This is a genomic window from Mesorhizobium sp. WSM4844 (assembly GCF_055811775.1).
The window spans coordinates 1-10,681 of sequence record NZ_JBVVQB010000100.1 but is presented as its reverse complement, the minus strand read 5'-3'; the positions used below and the strand labels follow the sequence as shown (position 1 = coordinate 10,681).

At 61.5% G+C, this 10,681-nt stretch carries 9 protein-coding genes and 1 pseudogene; 9 read left to right on the top strand and 1 reads right to left on the bottom strand.

Translation table 11 applies throughout. The features are described from left to right. The 9 genes and pseudogenes from AC0L2A_RS35250 to AC0L2A_RS35210 all read left to right on the top strand — a co-directional run. Positions 1–1,106, top strand: a 1,106-nt coding sequence (locus AC0L2A_RS35250; protein WP_473612801.1) for a thioesterase domain-containing protein, incomplete at its 5' end; no start/stop codon positions are given. Between the two features lie 412 nt (positions 1,107–1,518). Beyond that, entirely contained in the window at positions 1,519–2,253 is a 735-nt protein-coding gene (locus AC0L2A_RS35245; RefSeq protein WP_473612800.1) for a tyrosine-type recombinase/integrase, read from the top strand. Positions 2,254–2,361: 108 nt separating this feature from the next. Then, positions 2,362–3,963, top strand: a complete 1,602-nt coding sequence (locus AC0L2A_RS35240) for a site-specific integrase (protein ID WP_473612798.1) — start codon at positions 2,362–2,364, stop codon at positions 3,961–3,963. Further along, entirely contained in the window at positions 3,960–4,529 is a 570-nt protein-coding gene (locus tag AC0L2A_RS35235) for a tyrosine-type recombinase/integrase (RefSeq protein ID WP_473612797.1), read from the top strand. Before AC0L2A_RS35240 ends, AC0L2A_RS35235 begins: the two co-directional genes overlap by 4 nt. Next, positions 4,526–5,524: a tyrosine-type recombinase/integrase gene (locus AC0L2A_RS35230; RefSeq protein ID WP_473612796.1), complete on the top strand. Its 999-nt coding sequence runs from the start codon at positions 4,526–4,528 to the stop codon at positions 5,522–5,524. The genes AC0L2A_RS35235 and AC0L2A_RS35230 overlap by 4 nt, the downstream gene beginning before the upstream one ends. Before the next feature lie 133 nt (positions 5,525–5,657). After that, positions 5,658–5,825: pseudogene (locus tag AC0L2A_RS35225) on the top strand (tyrosine-type recombinase/integrase); the annotation flags it as partial. 10 nt (positions 5,826–5,835) lie between these two features. Beyond that, positions 5,836–7,044 carry an IS91 family transposase gene (locus AC0L2A_RS35220; RefSeq protein WP_473612794.1) on the top strand — a complete coding sequence of 403 codons (1,209 nt, stop codon included), beginning with the start codon at positions 5,836–5,838 and terminating at the stop codon, positions 7,042–7,044. A gap of 945 nt (positions 7,045–7,989) precedes the next feature. Continuing rightward, positions 7,990–8,181 carry a hypothetical protein gene (locus AC0L2A_RS35215; protein ID WP_287202927.1) on the top strand — a complete coding sequence of 64 codons (192 nt, stop codon included), beginning with the start codon at positions 7,990–7,992 and terminating at the stop codon, positions 8,179–8,181. 618 nt (positions 8,182–8,799) lie between these two features. Beyond that, positions 8,800–9,363 (top strand): ProQ/FINO family protein, encoded by a 564-nt coding sequence (locus AC0L2A_RS35210; protein WP_473612792.1) that lies wholly within the window; start codon positions 8,800–8,802, stop codon positions 9,361–9,363. Positions 9,364–9,966: 603 nt separating this feature from the next. Here the strand turns inward: AC0L2A_RS35210 and AC0L2A_RS35205 are convergent. Next, positions 9,967–10,681 (bottom strand): TCP-1/cpn60 chaperonin family protein (locus tag AC0L2A_RS35205; RefSeq protein ID WP_473612791.1); only part of this gene is annotated, 715 nt, incomplete at its 5' end.

The window sequence follows — 10,681 nt, the reverse complement described above, 5'->3', positions numbered from 1 at the left end:
CCTATGCGCGGGCGGCCTATGCGGCGCCGCAAGGCGAGGTCGAGACGGCGCTGGCCGAGATCTGGGCCGAGCTCCTCGGTGTCGAGCGGGTCGGACGCAACGACAACTTCTTCGAGCTCGGCGGCCACTCGCTCCTGGCGGTGCAGCTCTCGAGCCGAGCATCAGATCTTGGGCTGAAGTTCAGCACCGCCGACCTCTTCCAAGCCCCTGTTCTGACGGACTTTGCAACGAAGATTCACTTGGGACCACAGCTCAGCAATCCGGGAGTGATATCCGTTCAAGCAACCGGCTCGCAGCCGCCGCTGTTCTTTGTTCCCACAGGTTTGGGCGATTGTTCCTATGTCCCCAGTTTGGTAAAGGAAATGGACGTAGACTGTCCCGTCTATGCTTTGCCATGGCCGTCTTTCGATGAAGTTCGTCCACCAACCCTTGAGGCGATAGCCGCAGAGATCATCGTGGCGATTAGAGAGATTCAGCCCCGGGGTCCATATCGATTGGCTGGATACTCATCAGGCGGAATATTGGCTTACGCAATCGCACAGCGATTGCTGAGTCTCGATGACGCTGTGTCGTTCCTCGCTCTCATCGATGTTACGCTACCTGCAAATCCATCAAGCATATCGCCCACCCAAATGATACGAGAAGTAGTACTGGATTCTTTTGAATCCTTGGATGATGAGAGCTTCGAAGTGTTGGAACGCTTTACTAGACAAAGTTCGATCGCACAGCTGCTTGAAAAGGCACAGCAAATCGGGGCGATACCTCTGGATCGTGATCTCCAAAACGTTGTTCTGATGTATGAAAAAAGCGCGCAATTTCATGCGGCGCTACAGCCGTATCGGGTTCCGTCGCTGCCAATTGAGGTACATCAGTTTTATGCCACTGAGCCTCTCATCAGTCGTCGGGTACCACCTGATGAAGCCTCAATAGGTCCAGAGGCAAGCTCACCCATGCGCGGTTGGGACCGGGTTCTAGATGCGGCGGCCATTCATGCTGTGCCGATCCCAGGTAGGCACGATACATTGATGAGCGTTCCACAAAACCGCGTAGTTCTGGCACGCTCCATATCACGAGCCTTAGGTGGTGTGGACTCTAGGCGCACCTGATGCCACTCAGATCTCGGAGTCGATGGCATCTTCTCGCGAATTCAGGCGAAGCTCTTCGTCTGACGGTCGGTCGTCATCGGAAAGCTGTTCGTCGTGCCGGTGTCGCCGCCATGAATGAAATCTCCGCAAGCGGCATGACGACCAAGAACAGCCCTCGTATGTTGGTTTCCACGCAGAACTGAGCCGGTTAGGCGCATAATTTCCATTGAGTGCGTATTCCAATGATTCCGAACAGTGATGGAGTGCACCCCTAGGTCGTGGTGACGAATTAACGGGTTGCGATTCCCATGGCGGTGCAAATCAGATTGAACTAAACCGCTGCCGCGGTAGCTGATGCGCGGGTCTGGCCTGAGGAGGCCCCTGTCTGAGAAGATTTGGTGTCGAGCCAACCTTCCAGACAGGAGAACCCCAGATGGCCCAGATAAGCCCTCTGCGTCAGCGGATGATTGAAGATCTGACGATCCGCAATTTGTCACCGGAGACCCAGCGATCCTACGTGCATCACGTGGCGAAGTTCAGTCGATTTTTTGGACGATCACCCGATCAACTGGGATACGAAGAGGTGCGCGCCTATCAGGCCCACTTGGTGGGCCGAAGGGTCTCGTGGGGCGCGTTGAACCGGACGGTTTGCGCCTTGCGTTTCTTCTACGGCGTGACGCTGGGTCGATCTGATCTGCCTGAGCGGATCGCTTACGCCCGGACGCCGCGCAAGTTGCCGGTCGTGCTGAGCGCCGATGAGGTGGTCGGCTTTCTGCAGGCCGTGAAGGGGACGAGGAACCGGGTCGCTCTGATGACCACCTATGCGGTGGGCTTACGCGCCGCGGAGGCGGCGCGTCTGCAGGTGACGGACATCGATAGCAGCCGGATGATCATTCGCATCGAGCAAGGCAAGGGCGGCAAGGACCGCTATGTGATGCTGTCGCCGCAGCTGCTGGAGATTTTGCGCGTCTATTGGCGGTTGACCAGGCCGGGACGATGGCTGTTTCCCCGGCGCGATGGCCGCGGCCCGATCCATCCACAGACCTTGGGGATCGCCTGTCGAGCAGCCTGCGAGTTCCTGGGCGTTGAGAAGCGGGTGACGGTGCACACCCTTCGCCATAATTCCGAGGCCCAGATTATTCCGAGCTCCCCGTTCGAGTTCGCTTGATACTCGTTGAAGTTCAAAGGCCTGGGCCGAGCCTTAACGGTTTATGCCTCGGTATTATTCGGCTGTCGTCTCCGGGCGGGGATTGTCCCGACTCTGAGGAGGCGAACGATGACGGATCGGAACGGCGGCGCAACGGCGCCAAGCAAGGGCCCCCATGTGAGCCCGTTGGTCATTCACATTGTTGGATTCGGCGCACGTCTTGGCGGTGAGGGTTACACGCCGGGGTCGGTGCACGATAAATGCGAGCTCGTAGCGGATCTCAGTCGCTGGCTCGATGGGTGCAGCCTTTCGCTGGATGTGCTCGATGAGGAGGTTCTCCGCCAATATCATGCAGCCCGCCACCGCCGGGGACATTTGCGGCGTGGCGAGGCGGCCACCGGTCGGCAACTGCTCAGGTACTTACGTGACCTCGGTTGCATTCGAGCCGTCCCGCCAGAGGTTGATCGGAGTCCTCTGGGTGAGCTCACCCGAGATTTCGGGCGCTACCTGAGTGCGGAGCGTGGCCTCTCACCGGCGACCTTGAGCAACTATCTGCCGATTGTTCGATGCTTTCTGATCGGGCGGTTTGAGGACAAGTCGATGCGGCTAGATGAGCTGCGCCCAATCGATGTCCATCGTTTCGTTGTCCGTTACGCAAAGACGGGAAGCCGTCGCCGGGCGCAGCTGATGATCACAGCATTGCGCTCGTTTCTGCGCTTTCTGCAACAGCGGGGCGCAATCGCGACGGATCTCGCTCGCGCAGTGCCTGGGGTGGACAACTGGAGCTTGGTGAACCTACCTAAGTCGCTTCCGCCTGAACAGGTCGAGCAGATGCTCGCGTTTTGCGATCGCGGCACGCCGGTCGGCCAGCGAGATTATGCGATCTTGTTGTTCCTGGCCCGCTTGGGGCTGCGTGCAGGCGAGGTCGTCGCTTTGACCTTGGACGATTTGGATTGGGAACTGGGCGAGATTGTCGTCCGCGGCAAGGGCCAGCGGCTGGGACGACTGCCATTACCGGCGGATGTCGGTGCGGCGCTGGTCGACTATTTGCGGCACGTTCGTCCGATCTGCTCGACGCGGCGGGTCTTCATCCGCATGCGAGCGCCATTGCATGGTCTGGTCGGCTCCAGCGCCGTCGACTGTGTCGTCTATCGCGCGCTCAAGCGCGCCGGACTGAACCCAAAGTTCAAAGGGGCTCACCTGCTACGCCACTCCCTGGCCACCGAGCTGCTGCGCCGAGGCGCTTCGCTTACCGAGATCGGACAACTCCTGCGCCATAGCCAGCCGACCACCACGCAGATCTACGCCAAGGTGGATCGCGGCGCTACGGACCGTTGGGATGGCTTGGCCGGAAGCTGCGTCATGAGCCCGTTGCAGGCTGCGCTCGACGAGTATCTGGCCATGCGTCGTGCCCTCGGGCACGAGCTCCGTCTGGCCGGACACCTGTTGCAACAGTTCCTCGCGTTCGCCGATCAGGCTGGCGCGACCTACGTCACCGCCGATCTCGCATTGGCATGGGCAACCCAGCCTGCCAGCGCGCAGCCCGCCGAGTGGGCGCGACGCTTGGGGATCGCACGTCGTTTTGCAGAGTACTGCGCCGCGCTAGACCCACGCAACACCGTGCCGTCTCGGGGTTGCTTCCCGATCGGTATCAACGTCCGCCGCCTTACATTTATCGCGACGAGGAGATCGCTAGTTTACTCGAGGCGGCGCGGCGACTGCCCTCTGTGACCGGATTACGGCCTCACACCTATTCCACGCTCTTCGGATTATATGCGGTCACCGGCATGCGGTGCAGCGAACCGCTGAAGCTCGATCGCAATGACGTGGACATGGCGAACGGCGTGCTGACCGTCCGCGGCACAAAGTTCGGCAAGTCGCGCTACGTGCCGCTGCACGCCTCCGCTGGGCGTGCTCTGCAAGATTACGCAACACGCCGAGATGATTTGTGCCGCAACCCGGGAAGTCTAAGCTTCTTTGTCTCCGAGGCCGGCGCCCGCCTGACCCATTGGAGCGTCCGATGGACGTTCGTCAAACTGTCTCACCAGATAGGCTTGCGCGGCGCCGGCGACCGCCGGGGCCCACGGCTGCATGATCTTCGCCATCGCATGGCCGTCAATACCCTGCTGCGCTGGTACCGCGACGGGGTCGATGTCGAGCGCCACCTGCCGGTGCTCTCGACTTACCTCGGGCACGCACACGTCACCGACACCTACTGGTATCTCACCGCAACGCCAGAGTTACTGCAGTGCGCCCTACTGCGAGTGGAGCCATCCGAGCGGGGAGAACCGGCATGAAGAGCGCCAGCACATTTCCCACTCTGCTGGAGGGGTTCTTCATGGACCGGCTCATGCGACAGAGACAGGTGAGTCCCCACACGCTCGCGAGCTACCGCGATACCTTTCGTTTGTTGCTGCACTATGCGCAGCGATTTCTGGGCAAGGCGCCTTCGGCGTTGACGCTGCCTGATCTGGACACCCCCTTTCTCGGCGCTTTCCTCGATCATCTCGAACAGGACCGCAATAACAGCGCCCGCAGTCGCAACGTTCGCCTCGCTGCTATCCATTCATTTTTCCGCTACGTGGCCCTGCACGCACCAGAGCACAGCGCCTTGGCCCAGCGCGTGCTCGCGATGCCGAGCAAGCGCTATTTGCGGCGACCAATCGACTTTCTTACGCCGATCGAAGTGGCCGCTCTGCTCGCCGCTCCTGACCTCAATATCTGGAGCGGGCGGCGCGATCGGGCGTTGCTGCTTCTGGCCGTCCAAACCGGACTGCGCGCCTCCGAACTCCTCGGTCTGCGCTGCCAGGACGTCGTGCTCGGCCCCGGCGCCCACGTACGATGTCAAGGCAAGGGGCGCAAAGTCCGCAACACACCCCTGCGCAAAGAGACCATCGCGGTTCTGCGCACTTGGCTTCAAGAGCGCCAGGGCCAGGCCTCAGAACCTGCCTTTCCGACCATCACCGGCACGGTGCTGAGCCATGACGCCCTGCAATACTTGCTCAACAAACATCTTGCCATTGCGCGTCGTCACTGCACCTCATTGTCCGGAAAGCATGTGACGCCTCATGTGCTTCGACACACGCTGGCGATGGACTTGCTTCACCACGGCGTGGACCGTTCCGTGATCGCCCTCTGGCTCGGCCACGAGTCGGTGGAAACGACATCCATTTATTTGCAGGCCGATATGAAGCTCAAGGAAGACGCACTTGCCAAGTCGCCGTCCGCTGATGTTCGCGCCAGCCGGTATCGTCCCGACGATCACCTCATGGCCTTCCTCAGGAGCCTCTGATTATGCCGACACACATGTGAGCATATCCCGAGAAACGCTTGGGATTTTCGCGCCATCTGGGGGCCCACTCGGAATAATCTGGGCCTCGGAATTATGGCGATAATTCCGAGCTCGGAATTAGCGGCACAGCTTCGCCACCCACCTTTTGGAAGCCGGCACGGACATAAGGATCATTCAGGTCCTGCTGGGCCATCGCAGCCTGGCGACGACGACACTATACGCCCAGGTCTCAACGGCTGTGATCGGCCGGACCGCCAGTCCTTTTGACCAACTCCACATGGAGATCACGCCGCCCGGCTGAGCCGCGCGCCATGCGCCCGGATCTGGAAGTGGCGGATGTATTCCACCGTCACGGGGCTGATTATCGCCGCGACCATGCCGGCCATCTCGGGCGTGTCGAGCGGCGGGTCATGGCCGCGGTGGAGGCGTGCCGGACCGCGGCCTTGGGCGGTCACGCCGAACACTGCACCGACTGCGGCCTCGTGCGGCAAGCCTATAACTCCTGCCGCAACCGCCACTGCCCTAAGTGCCAAGGCCTAGCCCGCGCCCAGTGGCTGGCCGAGCGGCAGGCTGAGCTGCTGCCGGTCCCATACTTCCACGTGGTCTTCACCGTCCCGGCCCAGATCGCTGAGATCGCCTTCCAGAACAAGGCGGCGGTCTATGCGATCCTGTTCAAGGCCGCATCCGAAGCCTTGAGGGTGGCGGCGGCCGATCCCAGGCATCTGGGCGCCGAGATCGGCATGGTCGCCGTGCTTCATACCTGGGGTCAAAATCTCCACCATCATCCGCATGTCCACTGCGTCGTGCCGGGCGGTGGCCTGTCGCTCGAGCCTGCCCCGGGGAAGGCCGGGGACCGGCGATGGATCGCCTGCCGGCCGGGATTTTTCCTGCCCGTGCGGGTTCTGTCGCGCCTGTTCAGGCGGCTATTCCTGGAGCGCCTGCGGGACGCCTTCGACGCCGGCCAGCTTCGCTTCTTCAGCGATCTCGCCAGCCTGGCCGACCCTGCCACTTTCTGCGCCCAACTGGCTGGACTGAAGCGGATCGAATGGGTCGTCTACGCCAAGCCCCCGTTCGGCGGTCCCGAACAGGTCCTCGCCTATCTGGGCCGCTACACCCATCGCGTCGCCATCGCCAACAGCCGCCTCGTGAGCCTGGACCACGGAAAGGTCAGCTTCCGCTGGAAGGACTATCGCCACCACGACAAGTCCAAGCACAAGCTCATGACCTTAAGCGCCGACGAGTTCATCCGGCGCTTCCTGCTGCACGCCCTTCCAGACGGATTCCATCGCATCCGCCATTACGGCCTCCTCGCCAACGGCCACCGCGTCGCCAAGCTCGCCCAGTGCCGTCTTCTTCTGGTGGCGCCCATGCCGCTGACGCCGGACCCGACCGCCGACTATCGCCAGCGTTACCGCTGTCTCACAGGGCGCTCCCTGGACATCTGTCCGGGCTGCGGCGGCGCCATGGCCTCGCTCGGCCCGATCCCGCGCAAGGCCCCGATCTGGCCAGACACCTCATGATACGCTGCCTACCGACACGCTCGCCCCGTCCATCCCGGCGTCTGCTACAGTCGCTGCCGGGCCTTTGCGCGCCGCTAGTCAAAGTCGCAGCCTGGTTGTCGCCAGCAACGCTGCACCTCAGCGTCAACGACCCAATGGCGCCGTCTCTCGCGTCGCAGATGGTCCTGCACCGCGACGACGGGCGACTGCCCCAGAGCGATCGGCGAGCCCGCTCCGGCGCCTCGGACACACTGTCGAGCCCTAAATCCCCATAGCCCCGCCCGCCATCCCGCGGTTCAGTTCAATCAGGCTTCAATGTAGTCGCGACCCGTGCGTGCCCACCCAATCGGGCTCGCGACTACACAGAACCCTCCAGATTCACGAGCCGCTAACTGTGCGTCATTCCTCCGCCTCTACCCGGCGACAAGAGCGCCACGATAGGTCGCTTGGAGCCGGAAATAACCAGTAGGACAGTGTGCCAGCGTTGTTGCGTTCATGGGTTCGATGGATGATTGATTTCGCTGTTTTCGGTGTCGGTCAAGGGGGCGCCTGCATTTTTGCTTTCGCAAGCTGTCGCCCATCAGCGAGATGTAATAGCGGAATTTCCTATCTAGGAATCAATGCCCGATCGCACAAACGGGAGTCTGCTTCCGATTTGCTGCCGCCTTCGCCGCGATCTTCGCCACCCGGCTGATTGCCGCCGCAAGCCTGCGCGTGCCATGGCTCGACAGGTCAGAAACTCGGGACGGCTTACGATGATGCTGGGGACACATTGGCAAGGCTTGTGGTAACCCTGTTGCAGAGTCAACCGGGCCAGGGCGACACAATCAGGGGCTCTCGCATACAACCGGTGTTTGGTTACTCCCGGTTCATCTGCGATTTAAATCAAATACGTCTAAGGATATTGACGATTGCGCGACCCTCACCTCGTAGACGGCTAACGCGGGCGGCAACTGAGAGGGTAAAATGACAAGCGATTTTTCCGCCGCGCGAGTGCATCTAGATCGAGCGTATCATTATCTGCGAGGTGATGACCCGATGAGCCGCAGGGGGCGCGAAGCCTTGGATTTGCTGATTGAGGCAGTTGCCGGCGAGGAGTTCAAGCAGCCGAGCCAAAACGCGGAGGTGCTAATGTTTCCGATTGGGCGCCGCTTCTGAGGCGATCCCCATTGTGGCAACCATGAACGTGATGTGCAAACACCCTCAGAATACTGCCCGTCCAGGCATGAGCCGAGTCGGTCAATCGAATGGGAGTCCGAAGCCTGTCGCTCACAGCCTTCCGAATTTCGCTGCGCTTATTGTCATCGGCGGCAGCTAGGCCGCCGCCCGGCAGTTCCGCCGCGCCCGCGCCAGGTTCTGGTGATCGACGCCGGGCTGCGGCGGAACGCTTTTTGCCAGCCATTCGCCTGCCCTGTCCCAGGACGGCGTCGATCCGGCCGAGATCAGGGAACGGTCGCCTGAGCAGCTTTCGCGCTAGAAACGCCCTGGTACGACGGAACGGCCGAACGAGTGAGGGGAGCCGCGACGCTTTCGGGTCCTACTCGCCGACGGGCTCGGCGGAGGCCATCGAGTCTTTTCGCTACTGGCGTTTCAGATACGCTGCCAAGGGCTAATGGGCTGGCGGAAATATGGGGAAACAGCGTTCCACCGACCCTGCTGTATGGCTGTGAACTCCATCGGGACGGCTCGGCATGATTGGTGCCGATCCTGCTCGGTCCACCAGGCACTTCGTCTGCCCGAATGAGGAGGCGCCCGCTGCTTTGCCCTGCGGGACGAATGCCCCATTTTTACATAATCATTGCATATATCAGTGCCAGGAAGGTCCGAATCGGAAACGAAAACAATCGGGCGAGGCTTATGATGTTGAGCTCTAGCCGAGGCAAATCGCCTGCACAGCTTTTCCGCTATCTATCGGCCAAGTGGCCTGCGGCATTCAATCCGAAAGCGCCCAGGCCGCTCAAGATCGGCATCCATCATGACATTCGGGTGCTTGACGGCGAACTGTCTGATGATGAATTGAGGAGAGCTTTGCTGGCATATACCAGGATGGCCAAATACTTGGCGAGACTGGATGCCGGCGCCGCACGGGTCGATCTCGATGGAAAGCCGGCCGGCGTGGTCTCGGATGCGGACGCGGCGACCGCCAAGGCTTTGCTTTGCTCCCGCAAGCACAAGCAAGAGACCAAGCAAACGCCGGAGCCAAGGGTAGAGCCTCAAGCGCCACCCAAACCAAAACCGAAGCGAACCGCCGTGTTCAAGGCGAAGAATACGGCCGACAGCCCGACCGGCATAATCGTTGAGACGAAGCGTCGCCGGTCATTCCGAAAGCCGATGGCTTGATCGCCGCTGAGCGATGGCTTGTGCCGACTGGGACAGCCCTGAGGGTCGGAGCGGCGCCCCGCGCCAATCCGAATTGCCGCGATCGCAATGGAGCTGCCGCATTCGTGCTGGCGAAAAACGGAGTGGTCGGTCATCCCTTCTTCGAGATGAACGAAGGGCGGACGCTCTTCCGATGGTCGTTCTGGCCACCGCTGCGACCGTTATATCGTTCCGGATGGCAGTCAGGTCGATGCCGGCCCAGATTGACTGTGGCCGCTTCACGAGCCCACGCTTCTGTTGATCTCGACGGGGTCGCTGCTGCCTCATGCTCTCGGCGGACTTGAGGGAGGTGCGAATATCATCTAGGCCGATTGCACGTTTTCGCAACCGCTCCCTCATACTCTTGAACGGTATTCGAACACGTTGGTTGTCTTCGAAGCCACGACGCCAGCGGCTCTCCGCCGCATCCGTGCCCGCGCGCTCGTTCTCTTTCTGCTGCTTTCACGACCATCGCTACTACGGCCATACGGCCGGCGTACGCGCCGAACATTTCCGGCCGGATCCGACTTCAAGGAAAAAGGGCGGCATCGCTGCCGCCCTCGAGATTGTTGAGGTGCGTGGACCTTAGAAATCCATACCGCCCATACCACCCATGCCGCCGCCGCCCATGCCGCCAGGCATGCCGCCGCCAGCCGACTCCTTCTTCGGAGCCTCCGCGATCATGGCTTCAGTGGTGACCAGCAGGCCGGCGACCGAGGCCGCGTCCTGGAGAGCCGTGCGCACGACCTTGACCGGATCGACGATACCCATGGCAATCATGTCGCCATATTCGCCGGTCTGGGCGTTGAAGCCGAAGGTCGGGCCCGTGTTCTCGAGGATCTTGCCGGCAACGATCGATGCTTCCGCACCGGCGTTGGCCGCGATCTGGCGAGCCGGAGCCTGCAGCGCGCGACGCACGATGGCAATGCCAGCGGTCTGGTCGGAGTTGGCGCCGCTGACGGTGATGGCCAGCGAAGCGCGCAGAAGTGCGACGCCGCCGCCGGGAACGATGCCTTCTTCGACGGCCGCGCGGGTCGCGTTGAGGGCGTCATCGACCCGGTCCTTCTTTTCCTTGACTTCGATCTCGGTCGCACCGCCGACGCGGATCACCGCAACGCCGCCGGCGAGCTTGGCGAGACGTTCCTGCAGCTTCTCCTTGTCGTAGTCCGACGTGGTCTCTTCGATCTGCTGCTTGATCTGGGCGACGCGGCCCTGGATCTCTTCCTTCTTGCCGGCGCCGTCGACGATGGTGGTGTTCTCCTTGGAGATCGACACCTTCTTGGCGCGGCCGAGCATGTTG